The sequence below is a fragment of the Rhizobium ecuadorense genome (assembly GCF_001187535.1).
In the GTDB taxonomy this organism is placed as follows: domain Bacteria; phylum Pseudomonadota; class Alphaproteobacteria; order Rhizobiales; family Rhizobiaceae; genus Rhizobium; species Rhizobium ecuadorense.
Genome location: NZ_LFIO01000637.1, coordinates 20,911 through 41,572, shown reverse-complemented (window position 1 = coordinate 41,572; position 20,662 = coordinate 20,911). Strand labels below are relative to the sequence as shown.

The 20,662-nt window shown below is 59.0% G+C and carries 21 protein-coding genes and 2 pseudogenes; 16 read left to right on the top strand and 7 right to left on the bottom strand.

Annotation, left to right across the window (positions count from 1 at the left end; genetic code table 11):
• Nucleotides 1–19 precede the first annotated feature (19 nt).
• Nucleotides 20–271 carry a hypothetical protein gene (locus AF337_RS12635; protein ID WP_244471233.1) on the bottom strand — a complete coding sequence of 84 codons (252 nt, stop codon included), beginning with the start codon at nt 269–271 and terminating at the stop codon, nt 20–22.
• 134 nt (nt 272–405) lie between these two features.
• Nucleotides 406–600 (bottom strand): annotated as a pseudogene (locus AF337_RS40275) (adenylate/guanylate cyclase domain-containing protein); the annotation flags it as partial.
• A gap of 429 nt (nt 601–1,029) precedes the next feature.
• Between AF337_RS40275 and AF337_RS12625 the strand changes: the two are divergent.
• On the top strand, nt 1,030–2,883 hold the full coding sequence (locus tag AF337_RS12625) for an ATP-binding protein (protein ID WP_082336794.1): 1,854 nt from the start codon (nt 1,030–1,032) through the stop codon (nt 2,881–2,883).
• A 120-nt stretch (nt 2,884–3,003) separates the two neighbouring features.
• Here AF337_RS12625 and AF337_RS12620 read toward each other — a convergent pair whose 3' ends face one another.
• The 5 genes and pseudogenes from AF337_RS12620 to AF337_RS12600 all read right to left on the bottom strand — a co-directional run bounded on the left by AF337_RS12620 (nt 3,004) and on the right by AF337_RS12600 (nt 6,609).
• On the bottom strand, nt 3,004–3,711 hold the full coding sequence (locus AF337_RS12620; RefSeq protein WP_152971034.1) for a hypothetical protein: 708 nt from the start codon (nt 3,709–3,711) through the stop codon (nt 3,004–3,006).
• 10 nt (nt 3,712–3,721) lie between these two features.
• Complete coding sequence (locus AF337_RS12615) at nt 3,722–4,159, bottom strand: hypothetical protein (RefSeq protein WP_049732382.1); 438 nt, start codon at nt 4,157–4,159, stop codon at nt 3,722–3,724.
• A 1-nt stretch (nt 4,160) separates the two neighbouring features.
• Nucleotides 4,161–5,033, bottom strand: a complete 873-nt coding sequence (locus tag AF337_RS12610) for a ParA family protein (RefSeq protein ID WP_152971033.1) — start codon at nt 5,031–5,033, stop codon at nt 4,161–4,163.
• A 347-nt stretch (nt 5,034–5,380) separates the two neighbouring features.
• A pseudogene (locus tag AF337_RS42080) lies at nt 5,381–5,716 on the bottom strand (protein kinase domain-containing protein); the annotation flags it as partial.
• Nucleotides 5,717–5,724: 8 nt separating this feature from the next.
• The gene (locus AF337_RS12600) at nt 5,725–6,609 is read right to left on the bottom strand and encodes a LysR family transcriptional regulator (protein WP_049732379.1); all 885 of its coding nucleotides are present in this window, start codon (nt 6,607–6,609) and stop codon (nt 5,725–5,727) included.
• A gap of 124 nt (nt 6,610–6,733) precedes the next feature.
• Between AF337_RS12600 and AF337_RS12595 the strand changes: the two genes are divergently transcribed.
• The 15 genes from AF337_RS12595 to nuoF all read left to right on the top strand — a co-directional run bounded on the left by AF337_RS12595 (nt 6,734) and on the right by nuoF (nt 20,657).
• Nucleotides 6,734–6,919, top strand: a complete 186-nt coding sequence (locus AF337_RS12595; protein ID WP_049732378.1) for a 4-oxalocrotonate tautomerase — start codon at nt 6,734–6,736, stop codon at nt 6,917–6,919.
• Between the two features lie 236 nt (nt 6,920–7,155).
• On the top strand, nt 7,156–8,397 hold the full coding sequence (locus AF337_RS12590; RefSeq protein ID WP_244471232.1) for an IS4 family transposase: 1,242 nt from the start codon (nt 7,156–7,158) through the stop codon (nt 8,395–8,397).
• Nucleotides 8,398–8,883: 486 nt separating this feature from the next.
• Nucleotides 8,884–9,384, top strand: a complete 501-nt coding sequence (locus AF337_RS12585; RefSeq protein WP_049732377.1) for an NADH-quinone oxidoreductase subunit J — start codon at nt 8,884–8,886, stop codon at nt 9,382–9,384.
• Nucleotides 9,384–9,686 carry an NADH-quinone oxidoreductase subunit NuoK gene (gene nuoK, locus AF337_RS12580; protein WP_049732376.1) on the top strand — a complete coding sequence of 101 codons (303 nt, stop codon included), beginning with the start codon at nt 9,384–9,386 and terminating at the stop codon, nt 9,684–9,686. The genes AF337_RS12585 and nuoK overlap by 1 nt, the downstream gene beginning before the upstream one ends.
• Before the next feature lie 4 nt (nt 9,687–9,690).
• Complete coding sequence (locus AF337_RS12575; protein WP_049732375.1) at nt 9,691–11,154, top strand: monovalent cation/H+ antiporter subunit D family protein; 1,464 nt, start codon at nt 9,691–9,693, stop codon at nt 11,152–11,154.
• Complete coding sequence (locus AF337_RS12570) at nt 11,151–11,405, top strand: hypothetical protein (protein WP_049732374.1); 255 nt, start codon at nt 11,151–11,153, stop codon at nt 11,403–11,405. The genes AF337_RS12575 and AF337_RS12570 overlap by 4 nt, the downstream gene beginning before the upstream one ends.
• Nucleotides 11,398–13,158: a Na(+)/H(+) antiporter subunit D gene (locus AF337_RS12565; RefSeq protein ID WP_049732373.1), complete on the top strand. Its 1,761-nt coding sequence runs from the start codon at nt 11,398–11,400 to the stop codon at nt 13,156–13,158. The genes AF337_RS12570 and AF337_RS12565 overlap by 8 nt, the downstream gene beginning before the upstream one ends.
• A gap of 8 nt (nt 13,159–13,166) precedes the next feature.
• Nucleotides 13,167–14,642 (top strand): NADH-quinone oxidoreductase subunit M, encoded by a 1,476-nt coding sequence (locus AF337_RS12560; RefSeq protein ID WP_049732372.1) that lies wholly within the window; start codon nt 13,167–13,169, stop codon nt 14,640–14,642.
• The gene (locus AF337_RS12555) at nt 14,639–16,078 is read left to right on the top strand and encodes an NADH-quinone oxidoreductase subunit N (protein WP_049732371.1); all 1,440 of its coding nucleotides are present in this window, start codon (nt 14,639–14,641) and stop codon (nt 16,076–16,078) included. The genes AF337_RS12560 and AF337_RS12555 overlap by 4 nt, the downstream gene beginning before the upstream one ends.
• A gap of 152 nt (nt 16,079–16,230) precedes the next feature.
• Entirely contained in the window at nt 16,231–16,596 is a 366-nt protein-coding gene (locus AF337_RS12550) for an NADH-quinone oxidoreductase subunit A (RefSeq protein ID WP_049732370.1), read from the top strand.
• Nucleotides 16,584–17,087 carry a NuoB/complex I 20 kDa subunit family protein gene (locus AF337_RS12545; protein ID WP_049732369.1) on the top strand — a complete coding sequence of 168 codons (504 nt, stop codon included), beginning with the start codon at nt 16,584–16,586 and terminating at the stop codon, nt 17,085–17,087. The genes AF337_RS12550 and AF337_RS12545 overlap by 13 nt, the downstream gene beginning before the upstream one ends.
• Complete coding sequence (locus AF337_RS12540) at nt 17,084–17,644, top strand: NADH-quinone oxidoreductase subunit C (RefSeq protein ID WP_049732368.1); 561 nt, start codon at nt 17,084–17,086, stop codon at nt 17,642–17,644. Before AF337_RS12545 ends, AF337_RS12540 begins: the two co-directional genes overlap by 4 nt.
• Nucleotide 17,645: 1 nt before the next feature.
• A complete protein-coding gene (gene nuoD / locus AF337_RS12535; RefSeq protein WP_049732367.1) occupies nt 17,646–18,860 on the top strand; it encodes an NADH dehydrogenase (quinone) subunit D in 1,215 nt (404 codons plus the stop codon).
• Between the two features lie 17 nt (nt 18,861–18,877).
• A complete protein-coding gene (nuoE, locus tag AF337_RS12530) occupies nt 18,878–19,390 on the top strand; it encodes an NADH-quinone oxidoreductase subunit NuoE (RefSeq protein ID WP_049732366.1) in 513 nt (170 codons plus the stop codon).
• A 4-nt stretch (nt 19,391–19,394) separates the two neighbouring features.
• Nucleotides 19,395–20,657 (top strand): NADH-quinone oxidoreductase subunit NuoF, encoded by a 1,263-nt coding sequence (nuoF, locus tag AF337_RS12525; RefSeq protein WP_049732365.1) that lies wholly within the window; start codon nt 19,395–19,397, stop codon nt 20,655–20,657.
• Nucleotides 20,658–20,662 lie beyond the last annotated feature (5 nt).

Genomic DNA, 20,662 nt, shown 5'->3' with positions numbered 1-20,662 from the left:
TGCGGCTCGCTACGTCACCTCACATTCGATTCATCGATCGCAGGACCTGCTCTAGCAGCGGTAACCTGTGCTGCCGAACATCCGCCAGCCAGAGGCCCGCTGCCGCGAGAATACCTGGGATGACCGACACGGCGATGAAGACGAGGTCAAGTGAAGCGGGTGCTCCGAAATCGTCGTCTACGTAAAGCGCCCGGCCAAACTCCATCACCACAGGCATGAAGGCCGCAAACGCGATAGACAGGATCAGCACACAGATAATGCGAATACGCACGGGTCCGTTCCCAAGCTACCGAGCTTCGACAATTGCGGCAATCATACGATCAATTGGCTTCGCTGCCATGGGCTTGCACGCCGAGTTAATTTCGAAGTTAATAATCCATCTATCGAGCTGCAGGACCGTTTGGCCCTGACCTGCTGCTCGCCGGCGAAATCGAGCGGCCAGGCGAGCTTGCCCTGGAGATGATCGTAGGCCGTGCCCGACACCACCACCCCGCCCGGCTCGGCCAAATGCTCCGGCCGCGCGGCGACATTCACCCCGTCCCCATAGACATCGCCATCCACCAAGGCGACATCGCCCAGATTGATCCCGACGCGGAATATGGTTGGTCCGGAGGGAGCGTCCACCATCCCTTAAAAGCCGGGCTTCTAGGGCAGCCAGAAGATACGATGTCCCCTCTTTTTACGTCTTCTGCATTGCACACGATAACCGGGCAGCCACCAGACATGAGTATCCATTTCGCGGACGGAAGTGTCGACGTCTAAAAATCTCGATACGAATGGGAGATACGAAAGGTGCCCTAGCAGGAGGCGTTTCCTGAGATCAAGGCATTGCAAACTAAGGGCTCTGCGGGCAGTCAGTGAAACACGTTGTCCTGACCTCAACGTACCACCCTCATACAAGCATGCTGCAATACGGTATGGGTTGCCTGAATCCTCGTAACATCCTACTTTACAACGGAAAAGAGGGTGATCAATAATGAGTCTCCCTAAGCCCCCGTGATTGGTCGTATCCCGCTTTGAGGCTCAGCAGTGGCACGAATTAACCTAAGAAAATTTATTGCAGAGCATTACAAGGGCGGTGTCACGGCTAGGGATGTAATTCGGGAAGCAGTCACAAACTCAATCCATGCAGGTGGAACAGAAATCACCGTTGATCTTCGTTTTTCAGACAGGCAAGCTGAAATGTTCAGCGAAAGTTCAGAGCGTGTGGTTTTGGAGGGAATATCCATCACGGATAACGGGGAAGGCTTTACGACCGAGAACCTAAATTACTTTGACGAAATTTGCACCGGCCACAAGGACCACCTCGGAGGCAAGGGTGTAGGGCGGTTATCTTTTTTGAAATATGCAAAGCAGGTGAGCGTTCGCAGCCAACTGGAAGGTGAGCTTGTTCAGTTCTTTTACACGCCCGACTTCAAGCTTTCAGACGTCAACCGGGATGCGATCAGCGGAAGAAGGGAAACCGTCATCGCGCTCAGCGAACTGCGAGAGCAAATCAATAGCCAAGTACGAAATCTTATCACGTCTCTTTGCGATGATCTTCGATTGCTTGTGTTTCTTAAGCACCAAGGCGGTCAAAGTATAACCCTTACGTTTCATCACAACTCTGGGCAACCATTTGAGGAAACCTTCAAATTGGTTGGTTCAGATATTAAGACAGAGAAAGAGCAAAGTTTTCAGATAAATTCTGAAATTTTTGACTGCTATCTTTTCAAAGATGCTCCGCCATCAAAGGGTATTGTGGCGATGCTTTGTGCTGATGAGCTCTGTATTGAAGAATATACTATAAGCAAAAGATTCGACAGCTGCCGCTATCAAATCTCGGTTACATCGAAATATTTCAACATGCGGTCAAATATTGAGAGAAAGAGACTCGAGATTCCTAAGACGGACGAGGAAGTCGATTTGGCGTCCCCAATCAGCCGCGATAATCTTCTGCGACGCATCCATGAGGAATGCATGGCTATGATTAACGCAGCCGATGAAGGCGAGGTCGATGCATTTAAGAATGGAAATATTGAAAAGTTAAAGCGGTACTATCCGTTCATCGACGTTTCGTCGCTCGGTGGAAACGCCGCGCTCCTTGACGCAGATGAAATTGTGAGGACCTACCGCGCTCAGCAATCGCGCAGAGAAGATCAACTTGTTGATGCGCTGCAACACGGGAAGGCCGTGTCGTGGGATGATGTTTCCCATCTCGCCAGCGACGACCTCGCTCGATTTATTGTGCACCGTGCGTTGGTAATCGACTCTTTAGCGAAGATGCCAAGCAACGAGGCGGAAAATGCTATTCACAACGCTATTTTACCTAAAAGGAGCGATGGCAGGGATATTAGAGAAAACAACATCTGGCTTGTCGATGACAAATTTCTCTCTTACTCAAGTGTCTTTAGTGACAACACGCTTTCGAGAATAATTGGTGAAGTAAATCAGAGCGTCGAACGCAATCAGAATCGAAAGCCAGACGTAGCGGCGTTCTTTTCTAAAGACAACAATAATCGGCCGAACAAGCTTGTTATTATTGAGTTCAAGAAGCCTGGTGCTGATTTGTTTGATAACAATAAAGCACTAGTTCAATGCAGGCTTTATGCAAATGAGCTTGTTGCTAAGATTGAAACGGTTCGGGAGGTATTCGCGTTCTCAATAGTTGATATAGACGACGAATTCTATCGCGATATGAAGCAGACCGGTTTCAAGGACGTATTTTCGCTGAGTGATCGGGTTGTATACAATGATTTTGTGGCGGGGAGTGGCAGCGGCGTTCCACTTCATATGTATGTAATGCCCGCGTCTGCCCTCATTAAAGATGCAAAGGCTCGAAACAAAGTATTCGAAGAAGTGTTGCGTTTTAGTGTCGAAGAAATGATGAAGGAGGCGTCGTAGGCCCCCTCAGCAGAAGGTGTAAGAGTTACCGTATGCGTATACTGACCCAGTTCCGTCCGTGTTGAGCTGTAGGGAATTAACAGAACATGGTTTTAACTCGGAGAGATAGGCGCCCGTTTTTCATGCAGAATCTAATCCGAGTTCAAGCTTCTGTTCGCCGGACAACCCATGAAGAATTTTGCCCTTAGCCGCCTTCGAGAAGGAGTGCCAAAATTCTTGCGCCACGGTACATAGAAACAGACGCTTTACTATCTCCATCACCTCAGTAAAAACCACTATAGCCTCATCGCAAACTTTCTGATTGTACGAGATATCAGAAACCGCCGTGTACGTTACCCATTTTCCAGGGATCTGGCCATGTATTACGGCTGAAAGTTGACTGTAGGTAGTCTCGAGTCTGCTGATGACGCCTAATTTTCTTTCTCTCACTACAAAATTTGGAGTATGCTCCTTATGAAAAACAAGAATTTCTTTCTTTTCTACATAAAATCCTTCTTCCCTTGCAAGGGTAGCTAACTCCACGTGATGAGAGCGAAAGTAGGTGTAATACATTGAGCCCTCTAAAATCGCGCGCATAGAGGCTGCCGCTGGCTTATACAAACCCAGTGGTATTAACACTGCTGTGTTGTGCGCGGCATTTTGCATCTCTCTGATAAAGCACAAAGCAGGGTTCCGCTCGTCAGTCTGCTCTAGTTGTTTCGACCAAATCGCCAAATGCAAGGTCGCCGCTGTAATGGTCTCCTGCCGCTCGCTAGCTGCCATCATGGTTGAGATGTTTTGCTCCCAATCTACCTGAGCTAGGGCAGCAGAAAGCTTGCTGGTGGACACTGAAAGGCCCTCACTTTCGATTCATGATACCTGAGAGATAGGGATCTTCACTGTCGTTTCCGTTGAGCAATGAGTAAAGCATTTGAATCTGAGAAGGCTCCGCCAACTCTAAAAAATGCATAATCATTTCCCTCGTTGTCATATCTGTAGATACACCCCCGTACCTAAATCCATCAACTTGGTGCATCCGCTCAAAAAGAGCTTTCTTGGTCATCCTTTTGCGTTGCACGAGTTCAAACAAATCGTCGTCTTGAGGCTCCGCGGTTTTAAATTCTTCCTGCCGGCTAAGCTGATGGTAAAATCCTTCCAGAAGATAATTGAGGTCCTCACCGAGGCTGCCGAATCTTATATCGTAGCCGATGTCGCGCAAGTCTGACGGAGAGAAGTCGGAAGCAATCAACTGGGAAGCTATCAATCGGAGTGCTTTTTGTCTTACTCTAGCCTTCATATCAGCCTCCAATTCTTGTAAATAATTCTCTGGAAACCCTGACCAGGTTGTTTAAAGCCTCGGTGCTATATGCTTTGCCACTTGACCAAACGAAATTTTTTCCAGCTTCAGGTTCGGTAAAAGCTTTAAATTTTTTGAGGGTATTGGTCATGCAGTGCGCCGCAAATTTTTTATCCGCTCGGATCGTCGCTTCTTCGGAGGAGACACCGATTCGAGGGACATTGTTGAAAAGAATGTGGGGCGTCGCAGGTTGTTTTCCTACACTTTTAGCCCCGATAAATTCCATCATCAGACCGATACCGCGAACTGAATATCTTTGCGGAACAACAGGTATGACAACATGATCGGAATGTCGAAGCGACGTTTGAGTGAATATCGATCCTGCTGGGTGGCAGTCAATTAATATTATATCGTAGAGGCTCCGCGCCTCTTCTATAAATTTAGTGAATCGCTCCTCGATTGGCTTTACGTTCAAATTTGCCTCTCCTAGCGCGACGTACATCAAATCCAAGGTGGAGGCGATCAAGTCGAGCCCACCGCCTTTTTTGCTGCCGTTAAAAATTGGAGTTGATAAACTACCGACGCTGGGCGGTTTCAAGTTTCCGGGGACCTGTATCTTAAACGGATCAAGATCGCTTTCGTCCTCAACTAATACGGAAAGCACTGTCTTATTCTGTTTCTCGAGCGCAAAATAATCTTTGGCTGGAAGAAGTGCTTGAGATAGATTGAATTGTGGATCGTAGTCTATTGCCAGCACCTTCGTTGGCTTTGAGCCGTAAGCGTGCCACCTTCCAAGAACGCCTGCTAGATGCATTGTAACCGTAGTTTTTCCAACGCCACCTTTCATATTCATAACCGTCACAACTTTAGCCACTATTCACCCTACCCATGGTTGCTTTGGCGCATTCAGCTACATTAAGCTGGGTAAATCAAGCTGCTCCAGCATGTATTCAAGCTTATTGCTGTCCATTTACGCGTATCCTTTTTAGAAATCTTTACGAAAATTTTGGCGAAGGGTATTCAAGCCCATCCATGCTGCCGTTTCCCCCGCGCGATGCGGGCTGTATGGCGGCATTAAACCGTGCCCACCGCCGTGTACGGTCTCTCCGATCCAGCCTTTCGCCAAAAAAATTTGAGCACATAAGGGGGTGGTCTGTCCGAAGGAGTTTGCGCACATCAGGCTTATCCCGTTTGCGTATCCCACCGGGTTAAATGCTCAATTGGACAATCGGCATACGATTGGGCCGCGGCGGGATCGAGTTGGCGGTGTAATATGCCGCCATCTCGGCGCGGGTGACGGCCTTCGCCTGCATGCAGAAGGATTTATCGATCTTCACCGCGCCGTTGGCAACGCCGAGCATGCCGCCGAGTCCCTTCATCGAGGCGGTCATCAGCCATCTCCAGCGAATAACTCCCCGCCGGCACGGTCTCGAAGGCAAGGGTCGGCGAAACCGGGCAGAAGCCGCGCGCCGAGAGCGCCTCGAGATCGGCGAGGATCGGCTTGTAGGCGACGACTGCGAGCTTATAGGCCTCCGCGCTGTAACGACCGTCGGCCTCGACCATCACTAGCCAAACCGTTCCACCAGGAAATCGATCACCGTCCGCAACATCGCTGTCGGCCGGCGGTTCGGCGCGTAGACGAGGGACATCGGAACAGGCTTGTAGGACCATTCCGGCAGCACCTGTTCAAGCCGTCCTTCGGCAATATCAGCGGCGAGCAGCAGTTCCGGCTGCAGCACAATTCCGGCACCGCTGAGCGCTGCCATGCGAAGGGCTGCCCCCTGGTTGGTGGAGAATTTTCCGGAAATCAACACATCCCGCATTTCGCCTCTCGGCCCGACCAGGTGCCAGCGATCCTGCATGCGCCAATAGGAGTGGCCGAGACAGAGATGGTTCGTCAGAGCCTCAGGCGAGGCCGGCCGGCCATGGCGGGCGAGATAATCAGGCGAGGCAGCGAGAATCCGCCGGTAGGGCGTCAGCGGGCGCGCGACCAGGCTGTCGTCGGATAGCGGGCCGATGTGGATACCGAGTTCGAACCCCTCGCCGACGAGGTCATGGACATTATTGTCGAGCGATAGCTCGATGCTGACGTCGGGATAGGCGTTCTGGTAATCGATCAGCGCCGGCACCAGGACCTGCGTCCCGAAGCTGACGGGTGCCACCACGCGAAGCCGGCCGCGCGGCGCCGATTGCAGCTCGTTCGCCGAAGCCTCGGCCAGCGCCACTTCGGAAAGCGCGCGTTTGCAGCGCTCGTAATAGAGCTGGCCAACCTCCGTCAGCTGATGGCGTCGCGTGGTGCGATGGATCAGCTTCGCCCCGAGCCGGGTCTCGATGGTCTTGATGTGCTTGGCAACCATGGCAGGCGACACTTGCGCGATCTCCGCGGCCGCCGCGAAACTGCCATTGTCGATGACCCTGACGAACATCGCCATGCCGGCCAGCTTGTCCATGATTGCCTACCTCTTGGTTTTGAATGACGATACCGGGAGCTTATTTATCAACCGCAGCATTTACAACACAGTGGTCACGTCCGCGCCAGGCGACGGATATTGCCAACATGACCAAGGAGAAAACATGCCTATTCTTCACCTGCAGATGCATCCCGGCCGCACCGACGATCGGAAGCGCGCCTTCGCCCGCGAAGCGACCAAGGCCGCCGTCGAAACGCTGGCGTGCCCGCCGGAATCGGTGGAAATCCTGATCACCGAGATCGCCAAGGATGCCTGGGCGGTCGGCGGCAAGCTGAAATCCGAGGCCTGAGAAAACGCCCCGCAGGCGATGGAAGGAGCGAAGGGCGATAGCGAAAGTCGTGCCCTGCGGCCCCCTCATCCGACCCTGCGGGCCACCTTCTCCCCGCTGGGCTATGGCATTCACACATTTAGAATTGCCTATGGAATTGGGTTCTGATTCTCTTGCTGCAAGCAGGAGAATTGAGCGATGGGTGATTTGAGCCTGGGGCGGTTTGGCGACCGTCGCCTGGAAAAAGGGGGGCGTTCTTGCTGGAGCGCCTTGTCGCGACGGCCGGCCAGGGAATGCGGGTGCGCAAGCTCGGCGGCAATCGGGCCGGAGAGATCCGCTTGACCCGGTTTTTGCGCAATGGAGCGGTCGATCCGCAGGCGATGATCGATGAGGCGGCCTTGCGCACGGCCGGCCGCTGCGCGGATCGGCATATCCTGGCCATTCAGGATACGACGGTGGTCCGCTCCAGCGGCGGTGGCGGCCTTTATCTGCATGCGATGATCGGGGTCGACGCCGACGATGGCGCGATCGTCGGGGCGATCCACGGGCAGTTTCTAAGCCGGGACCAGGGCAAGCGCGGCACCCAGCGCGCGCGTCCGATCGAGGAGAAGGAGAGCTATCGCTGGCTGGAGGGCGCCGACCGGGCGGCAGAAGTTTGCGCCGCCGCGCGCCACATCACCGTCATTGCCGACCGCGAAAGCGATATCTATGAGGCCTTCACCCGAAGGCCTGCCAATGTCGACCTTGTCGTGCGCGCCGCCAAAGACCGCAGTTTCGGCAAAGACCAGCCGTCGCTGTTTGCCATGGCCGATGCCTTGCCGGTTGCGGCAAACCTTGCCTTCACCCTGCCGGCCAAGCCGGGCCGCAAGGAGCGCGACACGCAATTGGCGATCCGCTTCAGCGCGGTGACATTGCCGCACCCGAAGAACGGCATCTACAAGAAGACCCCGGATGAGGTGCGCCTTTATCTGGTGGATGTGCGCGAGACCGTCACACCACCGGGCGAGGCACCGATCCATTGGCGGCTGCTGACGACCTACGCGGTGTCGGATGTGGACCAAGCGGCGGCTGTCATCGCCCTTTATCGCCGCCGCTGGACGATCGAGCAATTGTTCCGCACCCTGAAGACCCAGGGCTTCGATATCGAAGGCCTGGGCATCGAGGACGAGGGGGCACTGAGCAATCTGGTGACGGCCGCCTTCGTCGCGTTGTCATCGTGCAGCAACTGGTTCATGCCCGCGACGGCGCTCCGCCCGGCGACACCTTGCGTCCCATCGAAGACGCCTTCGAGCCGAGCGACCGGCCGCTGCTGGAAGCCTTCTGCGCCAAGCTCGAGGGCAACACCGCCAAACAGAAGAACCCGCATCCCAAAGGGTCGCTGGCCTACGCCGCCTGGGTCTGCGCCCGCCTCGGCGGCTGGACCGGCTACTATGGCAAGCCTGGGCCAATCGTCATGCTCGACGGATGGCAGCAGTTCCAGGCGGCCAAACGCGGCGTAGGCCTCCTCTTATCCGCTTTCGACAATGTGTGAATCTGATAGCCCCGCTGGGGAGAAGAGGGAGGCTCCCGGTTCGCCAACGACTCCATTGAAGGAAGTGCCTTTGGAGAGGTAGGTTCGTTTGGGCAGTGTCGGTGCGTCTTGCTCCCTCTTCTCCCCTCGGGGAGAAGGTGGCCCGCAGGGTCGGATGAGGGGGCCGCAGGCACGGCACCAACGACGGTTAGTCTGTCCATGGATGTCTGCTACTGGTGCGAACAGGCCAAGGCGAGACCGAACTGGCGCAGTGATGCGGCCCTTATCCACGTCGGTCTGATCTTCAGCCGGCGGTCGCGCCCCAGACCGGCCTGATATTGCCTCGCCGATGACAATAATCTTGTGAAAAATTCAATATTAGGGCACAATTTTTGAACGCATCGGAAGTTGCGGCGCAATCTCACACCCGGCCGTTTGGCGCCGGGTGACAGTTGGCGCCGGAGGGTCGGCGTCGATGGATCAGGGGTTCTTTCTTCTGTTCGCTACGGTGTCCGTGATCACCGCCTTGACGCTGGTCATGGCGCGCAATCCGGTTCACAGCGCATTGGCGTTGATGGCGTGCTTCCTGCAGATATCGGCAATCTTCGTCCTGCTCGAGGCGCCGCTGCTCGCGGTCATCCAGATCTTCGTCTATGTCGGCGCGATCATGGTCCTGTTCGTCTTCGTGATCATGATGATCGATGTGCGCGAAGCGGTCTTGCAACGCTTCTTGCCGGGCGGCAACATGCCGGCTCTGGTGCTGCTTGTCCTGCTTGGGATCGAGATGCTTGCGCTGGTGCTCTGGAGCGGCCGCTTTTCTCTGACGGAGCCTGTCACCGTCAGCGGTGGCGATCAGGTCAGGCAGCTCGGCACAACACTGTTCGCCGACTATCTCCTGCCGTTCGAAGTTGCGTCCGTCATCCTGCTGGCCGCGCTCGTCGGGGCCATCGTGCTGGCGCAGAAGGAGCAGGGATGATGGTTCCGCTCTGGTGGTACATTTTGCTCGGAGTGGCGCTGTTCGTGATCGGAGCGGCGGGCGTGCTGCTCCGGCGCAATATTCTGGTCGTGCTGATGTCGCTGGAGCTGATGCTCAACTCGGTCAACGTCAATTTCATCGCTTTCGGACGTTACCACGCCGATTTCCGCGGGCAGATTTTCGCGATCTTCGTCATCGCAATCACCGCTGCGGAGGTTGCCGTCGCCCTCGGCATCCTGGTCGCCCTCGTGAGGAACAAATCCACCCTCAAGGTCGACGACGTGACCATGATGAAAGGATAGTGGCTTGGACCCGGTGATATCGATCCGGCCGCTGCTTGCCGTCGCCGTCGCCGGCCTGGCGGTCCTTGCCGTTCTGCTTCTGAACAAGCGCGAGAAACTCCGCGATATCGTCTCGCCGTTGGCGGCAATCGCCATGTTCGCAATTGTCGTGTCGATGGCACCAACGGTGCTGGCGGGCGGGACGGTCGAATTGCGCCTGTTTGCGGTTCTGCCGGGGATCGACTTCGCTTTCCGGGTCGATGCGCTCGGCATGGTGTTTGCCACCGTCTCGTCGCTGCTGTGGATTGTCGCGGCGATCTATTCCATCGGCTACATGCGGCACTTGAACGAGCACGCGCAGACCCGGTTCTTCGCCTGCTTTGCCGCCAGTCTCGCGGCGGCGGTCGGCGGCGCCTTCGCCGCCAATCTGTTCACGCTGGTGATCTTCTACGAGATGCTCACCCTCGTGACCTATCCGCTCGTTTACCACCACGAAGACGAAGAGGGATGGACGGGCAGCCGCAAGTACCTCGTCTATTTGATGGGGGCGTCAAAAAGCGTGCTTCTCGCCGCGCTGGCGCTGACCTACCACATTGCGGGATCGCTCGACTTTGTGCCGGGCGGCCTGCTGGCAGGCAGCGATGCTTCGGCGGCGCTGCTGACAGTCGTCTATTTCTGCTACCTGTTCGGCTTCGCCAAGGCTGCGGTGATGCCAATGCACGCATGGCTGCCTGCCGCGATGGTGGCGCCGACGCCGGTCAGTGCGCTCCTGCATGCGGTGGCCGTGGTCAAGATGGGCGTGTTCTGCGTGCTGCGGCTGGTGTTCCATGTCTTCGGCACGGGGCTGGTGGACGGGCTGGGACTTGGCATCGCCACGGCCTATCTGGTCTCGTTCACGATCCTGATGGCGTCGGTCTACGCCCTGACGCGGGACGACCTGAAGGCGCGGCTCGCCTATTCGACGGTCAGCCAGCTCTCCTACATCGTGCTGGGCGCGGTTCTGCTCTCGCCGGTCGCGATGGTCGGCGGGATCATCCACATCGCGGCGCACGCATTCTCGAAGATCACCCTGTTTTTCTGCGCCGGCTCGATCTATTGCGCGTCCGGCAAGCGCAACATCAGCGACATGGCCGGTATCGGCCGCAGGCTGCCCTGGACGATGGGGGCGTTCTTCGTCGGCTCACTCAGCATGATCGGCGTGCCGCCGACGGCGGGGTTCGTCAGCAAGTGGTATCTGGCGCGAGGCGCGGTGGAGGCGGGGGAAATCGCGTTCCTGATCGTGCTCCTGGCGAGTTCGGTCCTCAACGCCGCCTATTTCCTGCCGGTCAGCTATGTCGCCTTTTTCGGGACGGAGGCGCAAGGCAGCCCGGCGACGATCCGTGAAATTCCGATGATGACGATCCCGCTGGTTGCGACCGCCATCCTGTCGGTGGCGATGGGCATCTTCCCCGACTATTTCGTCGCCTTGGCGGAAGGAGTTGTCAGATGATAAAGCGCGTGGTCGATTTCTTCGGCGACGGAAACCATGCGACCGAACGGCGTCGGCTGTTCTATCTGGTGCTCGTGCTGATCGTCATCGCCGACTTCCTGGTGCCGCGCGAACACGCCGAATACCTGTGGGACCGCCTGCCGGGCTGGTCGGCCGTCTACGGCTTCTTCTCCTGCGTGCTGCTGATCTTCGTTTCCAAGTTCCTCGGTCATCGGGCCGGGCTCATGCGGCGCGAGGACTATTATGACTGACTTCGTCCACCCCGCCCTGCTGTTCATTCTCGGCGCCCTGCCGATCCCCTTTCTGAACGGGTCGATCCGCAAGGCCTATCTGCTGCTGATCCCGATACTGGCGATCCTCACCGTGTTGACGATGCAGCCGGGCAGCTACGGCGCGGCATCGTTCATCGGGCAGGAAATCCTCATCGCGAAGGTCGACAAGCTGAGCATCGTCTTCGCAACGGTTTTCACCATCATGGCGCTGATCGGAACGGTCTACGCTCTGCACCTGACGCGCCCCGGCCAGCATGTCGCTGCGTTCGTCTATGTCGGCAGCGCGCTTGGCGTGGTTTTCGCCGGCGACTACCTGACCCTCTACCTGTTCTGGGAAGGCATGGCGTTCGCCTCTGCCTATCTGGTCTTCGCCCAGGGCGGCCGGCAGGCGGTTGCCGCCGGTTTCCGCTATCTCATGGTCCACATCACCGGCGGCGTCGTTCTGCTCGGTGGTCTCATTCTCCACGGGCTCGCCACGGGTTCGCTGCTCGTCGGCCCGATCGAGGGGGGGATGGGCGCCGGCGCCTACCTGATCCTTGCCGGCTTCATGCTCAACGCCGCAGTGCCGCCGCTGAACGCCTGGCTGACCGATGCTTACCCGGAGGCGACTGTCACCGGGGCGGTGTTCATGAGCGCCTTCACCACCAAGACCGCCGTCTATGTCCTGGCGCGGACGTTTCCGGGGACCGAGCTTCTGGTCTGGCTCGGCACCGCAATGGCGCTTTACGGTGTCATCTACGCGGTGCTGGAGAACGACTGCCGGCGGCTGCTCGCCTATCATATCGTCAGCCAGGTGGGTTACATGGTGGCGGGTATCGGCATCGGCACCGAGATGGCCGTGAACGGCGCCTCCAGCCACGCCTTCGCGCATATCCTCTACAAGGCACTGCTGTTCATGGGCGCAGGAGCGGTGATCCACGTCACCGGCCGCCGTAAGCTCACCGAGCTTGGCGGGCTCTACAGGACCATGCCGATAACGGTGGCGCTCTATATGGTCGGCGCCCTGGCAATCTCGGCGTTTCCGTTCTTCTCCGGCTTTGTCACCAAATCGATGGTGATTGCCGCCGCCGGACAGGATCATCGGGCGCTGGTGGTGCTGGCGCTGACGATGGCGTCGTCGGGGACGTTCCTGCACACCGGCCTGAAGCTCCCCTATTACATGTTTTTCGGCGTGGACCGGAAACTGGAGGCGCGGGAGCCGCCGCGCAACATGCTGGTTGCGATGGGCATGGCGGCGGTGCTCTGCATTGCGATCGGGGTATTCCCGCAGCCGCTTTACGCGCTTCTCCCTTATCCGGTCGACTTCGAACCCTATACGGGCGTCCATCTCACCGAGAGCCTTAGCTTGTTGATGTTCACCGCACTGGGATTCGTGATCTTCCTCCGGGCGCTCGACCCCGAGAACACGATCAGCATCGACACCGACTGGTTCTACCGCAAGGGGGCGCGGCTCTTCATGTGGTTCGCCGAAAAACCGCTGGCGCGCTATGAGAAGGCGGTCAGCAACGTGTCCGAGACAGCCGCCCTACCCTTTCTGCACGGGACGGCACGGGCGGGATTGTGGATCGATCTCACCGGCGTGGACGCCGTCGTGAACGGCGTCGCCCGCTCGATCCTGCGCGGTGGCGGGCGGCTCCGGCGGCTCCAGACCGGCGTCGTGACCCATTATGCGCTGGCGATGATCGCGGGTGTGATCGCAGCCACCGTGGTCTTCGCCGTGGTATGGCGGTAGGGGGCGCGATGGGATTGCCGCTGCTCAGCCTCATCATTTTCACGCCCGTCGCCGGGGCAGCGGTTCTGATGTTTCTGCGCGGCGACGATGCGGTGCGCTGGACGGCGCTTGCTGTCACCATCCTCGACCTCGCCCTCTGCATCGCCATGCTGGCCGGATTCGACACCACGACCCACGCGATGCAGTTCACGGAGAAGCGCCCCTGGGTGCCGGCGCTCGGGATCACTTATGCGCTTGGCATCGACGGGATAAGCGCGCTCTTCGTGTTCCTGACCGCGTTGCTGGGTTCGATCTGCGTGCTCGCCTCGTGGGTTGCGATCGACCGCAAGGTGAAGACGTTCATGGTCAGTCTGCTCTCCATGCAGGCGCTGATGCTGGGGGTGTTCTGCGCGCTCGACCTGTTCCTGTTCTACGTCTTCTGGGAAGCGATGCTGATCCCGATGTACCTGATCATCGGCGTCTGGGGCGGCGACGGCCGGGTCTATGCGGCGTTCAAGTTCTTCCTCTACACTCTGGCGGGCAGCGTGCTGTTCCTGGTCGGTGTCATCGTGCTCTATTTCAACGGCGGCGAGACCTTCGACATCCTCGCCCTCACCGCCCAGGATTTGCCGTTCCGGGTCCAATCCTGGCTGTTCTTCGCCTTCCTGATCGCCTTCGCGGTCAAGGTGCCGATGGTCCCGGTCCATACCTGGCTGCCGGACGCCCATGTACAGGCGCCGACCGCAGGCAGCATCATCCTCGCGGGCGTGCTGCTGAAGATGGGCGCCTATGGGTTCCTGCGGTTCTCGCTGCCGATGCTGCCAGAGGCGTCGCTATATTATTCGACACTGATGCTTTCGCTTTCAGCGCTGGCGATCGTCTATGGCGGGTTGCTGGCGCTGGCACAGGACGATCTGAAAAAGCTGGTGGCCTATTCCAGCATCAGCCACATGGGCTTCGTGACCATGGGGATTTTTGCGCTGAACCTCCGCGGGCTCCAGGGAGGCATCCTGCAAATGTTCAATCATGGCGTGACGACGGGCGCCCTGTTCCTGTTCGTCGGCCTGATCTACGAGCGGACCCATAGCCGCAGCATCGCTGATTATGGCGGGCTGATGAAGTCGGCACCCGTCTATACCGCGTTTCTTGCGCTGTTCACCCTGGCGTCGATGGCGCTGCCGGGAACGAATTCGTTCGTCGGCGAATTGCTGGTCCTGTCGGGCGGGTTTGCGGCCAACCTGGCCGTCGGCGCGGCCGCCGTTTTCGGCGCGTTGCTGGGCGCGGCCTATCTGCTTAACATGTATGGGAAAGTCGCGCTTGGTCCGGCCAGCGTCGGCGTCCGGTTCAAGATACGCGACCTGAACGCCCGCGAGCTGGCAGCGACCCTGCCGCTGGCCGTCTTCGTGCTGTGGGTCGGGCTCTATCCGAAGCCCTTTCTCGCTATCATCGACGCTTCGGTGGAACATCTGCTGGTGCAGGTGCACGCCAAGGGGAGCGGCCAATGACCGCCGCCGCACTTTTCCAGTCGGCTCTCGCAAGCCTGCCCGAGATCGTGGTGGTCACCGGAGCCTGCATCCTGCTGATCCTGGGACAGTTTTTGCGCAAGGGGCAGGCGTATTTGCTTGTCTGGGCTTCCGTCGCGGTCGTGCTGATTGCCGCCTTGGCGACACTCATGCTGGCGGGAGACGTGCGGCCGGCCTATACGGGCATGTTCATCGCCGACCGCTTCGCGGTCTTCTTCAAGTTGGTGTTCTACCTCGCCACCATTCTGACATTCCTGCTTTCGCGGAAATATGCCGAAATCGAAGGGATCGGCAGCAGCGAATACTATGTCCTGCTGCTTTTTTCCCTTTCGGGAATGATGATCATGGCCTCGGCGACCGATCTCCTGTCGATCTACGTGGGCCTCGAGCTGATGGTGCTTTGCACCTACGTGCTGACCGGCTTTCTCAGGCGTGAGCGGCGGTCGAACGAAGCGGCGCTGAAATACGTCATCCTTGGTGCGGTCTCCACCGGAATTTTCCTCTACGGCGTTTCGCTGATCTACGGGCTCACCGGCACGACGCAATTGGCCGCGATGGCTGCGGCCGTGACCGGCGATCCGCGCGATCCCGGCTTGCTGCTGGCGGTGGTCTTCATCGTCGCGGGGCTGGTCTTCAAGGTCGGCGCGGTGCCGTTCCACATGTGGGTGCCTGATGTCTATGAAGGCGCGCCGACGACGATCACCGCCTTCATGTCGGTGGGGCCCAAGGCGGCGGGGTTCGCGGTGATCCTGCGGGTGTTCCTCAACCCTCTGGTCGCAACCTCCAATGTCTGGATCATCGTCGCGGTCATTGCCGTGGTGACGATGGCGCTAGGGAGTTTCGTTGCGCTGGTGCAGGATAATTTCAAGCGCCTGCTGGCCTATTCCAGCATCGCCCATGCCGGGTTCGCTCTGTTCGGCGTGGTGGCCGGCGGCGCGGACGGCATCGCCAGCGTGATGATCTATCTGCTGATCTACTCGCTGATGAATCTCGGCATTTTCGGCATCGTCATCCTGATGCGGAACGGCGATTTTTCCGGCGAGGTGATCGAAGATTATGCGGGTCTCGCCAAGTCGCATCCGGGGCTGGCATTGCTGATGCTGCTCTATCTGTTCTCGCTGGCCGGCATTCCGCCAACGGCCGGGTTCTTCGCCAAGTTCTACGTGCTGGTCGCGCTGGTCGAGCGAGGGTTCGTCATGCTGGCGGTGATCGCAGTGCTGCTGAGTGCGGTTGCCGCCTATTTTTATATCCGCATCGTCATGGTGATCTACATGCGCGAGCCGGAAAGGACGTTCGACCCGGCGCTGACGCCCCTGGTGCGCGCGACGCTCGCCTTCACGGCTGCCGGCACCATCGGCATCGGCCTGTTTCCCGCGTGGTTTCTGAGACTTGCCCAGCATTCCGTGTTTGGCGGCTGAGCGATTGAATTTGCAATGATCTGTCCGACGGACTAAACTCGAAGCTCGAGAAAGGATTGCCCAAGTCGCTTCCCGGGCGACCGCATGACGGCCCTGAACAGGACGGTCGCGGCCTGAGGAAAGCGCTCAGTGGGCAACCGGTGCAGTGCGATATGGCTGCAATGGAATTCCTGCCGGTTCTTTTTATGATCGCCGGAGTCGCTCTGGTGACGGGGGCGACGCTTTTTGTCTCCTCGCTGCTGCGCCCGTCCAATCCCTATCCCGAAAAGAACATGCCCTATGAGTGCGGCATGGACGCGGCCGGCGAGGCCGCCGGGGGTCGCATGAGGGTGCAGTTCTTTGTCCTTGCGATCCTGCTGGTCGTCTTCGATGTCGAGACGATGTTCCTCTTTCCCTGGGCCGTCGTCCTGAAAGACATCGGGCTGGTCGGCTTTGTCGAGATGTTCGTCTTCATCGTGCTGCTTCTCGTGGGCTTCGCCTACGCCTGGCTGAAGGGAGCGTTGGAATGGGAGGCGTAAACAACGCGATCCGCGACAGCGTGCTGTTCACCACGGCCGAGAGCGTTATCAACTGGAGCCGAAGCTCGGCGCTGTGGCCCGAAACGTTCGGAATTGCCTGCTGCGCCATCGAGATGATCTCGGCCGGTTGCGCCCGCTATGATCTCGACCGGTTCGGCGTGGTGTTCCGGCCATCGCCCCGCCAGTCCGATGTGATGATCATCGCCGGCACGGTAACGCGGAAGTTCGCGCCCGTGGTGCGCCGGCTCTATGACCAGATGCCGGAGCCCCGCTGGGTCATCGCCATGGGCACCTGCGCTATCTCGGGCGGGGTCTACAACACCTATGCGGTGGTGCAGGGATCGGAAACCTTCGTGCCGGTGGATGTGCATGTGCCCGGCTGCCCGCCGCGGCCCGAGGCGCTGATGCACGGCTTCCTGCTGCTTCAAGAAAAGATCAAGCGGTCCCGCGCGCTGGCCGGGACGCCGCTGGATCGGGTTGCCGTGCCATGAGTGCGGAGCCGTCTCTCTATCGCGCTCTGATCATCGAGCGTTTCGGGGAAGCAATCGAGGACCTCGGCGCCGCGCACGGCATTCACGCCTTTGCTGTTCCGCCTGAGAAGATCGTCGCGTTCTGCCGGTTTCTGAAAGAGCATCCGGCGCTGCAGTTCAATTTCCTGTCGGACATCTGCGGCGTTGATCATTACCCCGAAACGCCGCGCTACGAGGCGGTGTACCACCTCTATTCGCTGCCGAACAAATGGCGCATCCGTATCAAGTGCCGGCTTGGCGATCCCCCGCAGGTTCCCTCGGTCACGGAGGTCTGGCGCACCGCCAACTGGCATGAGCGCGAGGCCTTTGACATGTATGGCATCCGGTTCGACGGGCATCCCGATCTGCGCCGGATCTACATGTGGGAAGGCTTCGAGGGCTTTCCCCAGCGCAAGGATTTTCCATTGCGGGGCTACAAGGACGAGTTGAATCCCTTCGGTGCCGAAGGTCCGCCGCCAACACGGCCCGATCTTGCCACTAAAGATATCCCGGGAGGCCGTTCTACGCTGGAAAGTTGAGATGACCGAAGTCACCGAACTCTGCAGGCCAGAGAGCGAAGCGCTCAATACCAAGGACGTGCTTCTCAACCTCGGCCCACAGCACCCCAGTACGCATGGGGTTCTTCGGCTCGTCCTTGAGCTGGACGGCGAATACGTCAAGCGCGTCGACCCGCATATCGGCTACCTGCACCGCGGCACCGAAAAGCTGGCGGAGAGCTTCACCTATACCCAGATTTTCCCGCTGACGGACCGGCTCGACTATCTCTGTCCGCCGTCGAACAACCTGGCCTTCGCGCTGGCGGTGGAGAAACTCCTCGGCATAGAAGCGCCGATCCGCGCGCAATATATCCGCGTGCTGATGGCCGAGCTGGCGCGAATCTCCGGCCATGTCCTGATTACCGGCGCGCTGCCGATGGACCTCGGCGCCATGACCGCCCTGCTCTACGTCATGCGGGAGCGCGAAATGATCATGGACCTGCTGGAGATGATCAGCGGGGCGAGGATGCACACGTCCTTCTGCCGGGTCGGCGGTGTGCGCGAGGATCTGCCCGACGGGTTCCTCCCCAAGATCCGGGAGTTCTGCGACATCTTCCCCAACCGGATCCGCGACTACGAGCGATTGCTCGAAAACAACCGGGTGTTCCTGAAGCGCACACAGGGGATCGGCGTGATCTCCGCCGAGGACGCCATCGATCTCGGACTGAGCGGCCCGAACCTGCGCGCCTCGGGCGTCGACTGGGACATCCGCCGCGACGAGCCCTATGAGATTTACGACCGGCTCGACTTCAACGTCGTCACCCGCGACGAGGGCGACTGCTATGCGCGCTGGCAATGCCGCGTCGAGGAGATGCGCGAGAGCATCCGGATCATCGAGCAATGCCTCGACCAGATGCCCGAAGGGCCGTTCCAGATCGACATGCCGACGATCGCCTTTCCGGTGGACAAGCATCGGGTGCATTGCTCGATGGAGGCGCTGATCCAGCATTTCGACCTCTCAGCCTATGGCTTCGACGTGCCGAAGGGCGAGGTCTATTCGGCGATCGAGGCGCCCAAGGGCGAGCTCGGCTTCTACATCATCAGCGACGGGTCGCCAAAACCGTTTCGCATGAAGGTGCGGGCCCCCTCGTTCGTCAACCTTCAGGGGCTGTTCGGGGTCACCAACGCCCGCTATCTGGCGGACATGATCGCCGTGCTCGGCAGCCTCGACCCGGTGATGGCCGAGGTGGACAAATAGCGGGAGATTTGGACGCGATGACCATGCGCGAAAAGATCGAAGAGGCAGCAGCACGCTATCCCGACCAGCGCTCGGCGATCATGCCGGCACTTCTGATCGCGCAGAGGGAGCATGGCCATCTGCCGGGTCCGGTGCTGGAAGAGGTCGCCGACATTCTCCGGGTCGAACGGATCTGGGTTTACGAGCTGGCGACCTTCTACACGCTCTTCCATACCGAGCCGGTCGGCACGTTCCACCTGCAGCTCTGCGACAATGTTTCCTGCATGCTCTGCGGAGCCGAGACCCTGCTGAAGCATCTGGAAACGGCGCTGGGGATCAGCAAGGGCGAGACCACGCCGGACAGGCTGTTCACGCTTTCGACCGTGGAGTGCCTCGGTGCCTGCGAGATGGCTCCGGTGATGCAGGTCGGCGACGATTACCACGGCGCCCTTGATGTCGCGCGTATCGACGCGCTTCTGGACAGGCTGCGGACCGAGGCGGGGCAAGCGACCGGTGCCGATCTCGCCGCCGCCGCACCGCCCGGAGCGTAGCGCCATGTTCGAGCCGGTTCTTCTCAAGAATATCGACGTGCCGGGCGGTCATTTGCTGTCGACCTACGAAGCCGGCGGAGGCTACCGGGCGCTGGCGAAGGTGCTGCGCGAATACACGCCCGACGAGGTCATCGAGCTCGTCAAACGGTCCAATCTGCGCGGTCGAGGCGGCGCCGGATTCCCGACGGGCATGAAATGGAGTTTCGTGCCGAAGCAGACGGGCAAGCCGAAATATCTCTGCTGCAACGCCGATGAGGGCGAGCCGGGCACCTTCAAGGACCGGATCCTCATGGAGCGCGATCCGCACCAGCTCATCGAGGGGCTGGCGGTAAGCGCTTACGCGATCGGGGCCGAAACCGCCTATGTCTACATCCGTGGAGAATATGTGGCGGCGATCCGTCACCTTGAGCAGGCGATCGCCGCGGCTCACGCAAAGGGTTATCTGGGATCGCGCATTCTAGGCTCGGATTTCAATTTCACCGTCCACATCCATTGCGGCGCCGGCGCCTATATCTGTGGCGAGGAGACCGCGATGCTCGAGTCGCTCGAGGGCAAGCGGGCGCAGCCGCGATTGAAGCCGCCCTTTCCGGCCGTGGCCGGGCTCTACGCCAGCCCCACAGTGATCAACAATGTCGAGACGCTCGCTTGTGTGCCGCATATCGTTGTGCGGGGGCCGGACTGGTTTCGCGACATCGGCCCGGAGAAGAGCCCCGGCCCGAAGCTCTACTGCGTCAGCGGGCAGGTGCGCAAACCCGGCCTCTACGAGTTGCCGATGGGAATACCGCTGCACGAACTGGTCGATCACGCCGGCGGCCCCCCCTTGGGGCGCAGGATCAAAGCGGTGATCCCCGGCGGTGTATCGGCACCGGTCATCCCGGAGCACGGGCTGGACGTGGGTATGGATTTCGACTCGCTGGCTGCTGCCGGCTCGATGCTCGGTTCGGCCGGCGTTATCGTGATCGACAACTCCACCTGCATGGTCAAGGTCGCCACCCGGATCATCGAGTTCTTCCACCATGAGTCCTGCGGCAAGTGCACGCCCTGCCGGGAAGGATTGAACTGGGTCGTGAAGATCTTGCGCCGGATCGAGGCCGGGGAAGGTGCCGCCGGCGATCTGGAGCAGTTGGACATGCTCTGCAAAGGCATTTTCGGCAATACGTTTTGTGCTTTGGGTGACGGCGCCGCGATGGGATTGCGGGCCGCCCTCAAGCATTTCCGCGAAGAGTTCGTCGCCCATATCGAGGAACGAAGGTGTCCGTTTCACTGAAGGAT

Excerpts from the sequence above, each read along its gene's own strand:
- AF337_RS12570 (WP_049732374.1), top strand. The coding sequence starts at position 11,151 with ATGATAAAGCGCGTGGTCGATTTCTTCGGCGACGGAAACCATGCGACC.
- AF337_RS12595 (WP_049732378.1), top strand. The coding sequence starts at position 6,734 with ATGCCTATTCTTCACCTGCAGATGCATCCCGGCCGCACCGACGATCGG.
- AF337_RS12545 (WP_049732369.1), top strand. The coding sequence starts at position 16,584 with ATGGGAGGCGTAAACAACGCGATCCGCGACAGCGTGCTGTTCACCACG.
- AF337_RS12560 (WP_049732372.1), top strand. The coding sequence starts at position 13,167 with ATGGGATTGCCGCTGCTCAGCCTCATCATTTTCACGCCCGTCGCCGGG.
- AF337_RS12555 (WP_049732371.1), top strand. The coding sequence starts at position 14,639 with ATGACCGCCGCCGCACTTTTCCAGTCGGCTCTCGCAAGCCTGCCCGAG.
- AF337_RS12540 (WP_049732368.1), top strand. The coding sequence starts at position 17,084 with ATGAGTGCGGAGCCGTCTCTCTATCGCGCTCTGATCATCGAGCGTTTC.
- AF337_RS12585 (WP_049732377.1), top strand. The coding sequence starts at position 8,884 with ATGGATCAGGGGTTCTTTCTTCTGTTCGCTACGGTGTCCGTGATCACC.
- nuoE (WP_049732366.1), top strand. The coding sequence starts at position 18,878 with ATGACCATGCGCGAAAAGATCGAAGAGGCAGCAGCACGCTATCCCGAC.
- AF337_RS12615 (WP_049732382.1), bottom strand. The coding sequence starts at position 4,159 with ATGAAGGCTAGAGTAAGACAAAAAGCACTCCGATTGATAGCTTCCCAG.
- AF337_RS12565 (WP_049732373.1), top strand. The coding sequence starts at position 11,398 with ATGACTGACTTCGTCCACCCCGCCCTGCTGTTCATTCTCGGCGCCCTG.
- nuoF (WP_049732365.1), top strand. The coding sequence starts at position 19,395 with ATGTTCGAGCCGGTTCTTCTCAAGAATATCGACGTGCCGGGCGGTCAT.
- nuoK (WP_049732376.1), top strand. The coding sequence starts at position 9,384 with ATGGTTCCGCTCTGGTGGTACATTTTGCTCGGAGTGGCGCTGTTCGTG.
- AF337_RS12550 (WP_049732370.1), top strand. The coding sequence starts at position 16,231 with ATGGCTGCAATGGAATTCCTGCCGGTTCTTTTTATGATCGCCGGAGTC.
- nuoD (WP_049732367.1), top strand. The coding sequence starts at position 17,646 with ATGACCGAAGTCACCGAACTCTGCAGGCCAGAGAGCGAAGCGCTCAAT.
- AF337_RS12600 (WP_049732379.1), bottom strand. The coding sequence starts at position 6,609 with ATGGACAAGCTGGCCGGCATGGCGATGTTCGTCAGGGTCATCGACAAT.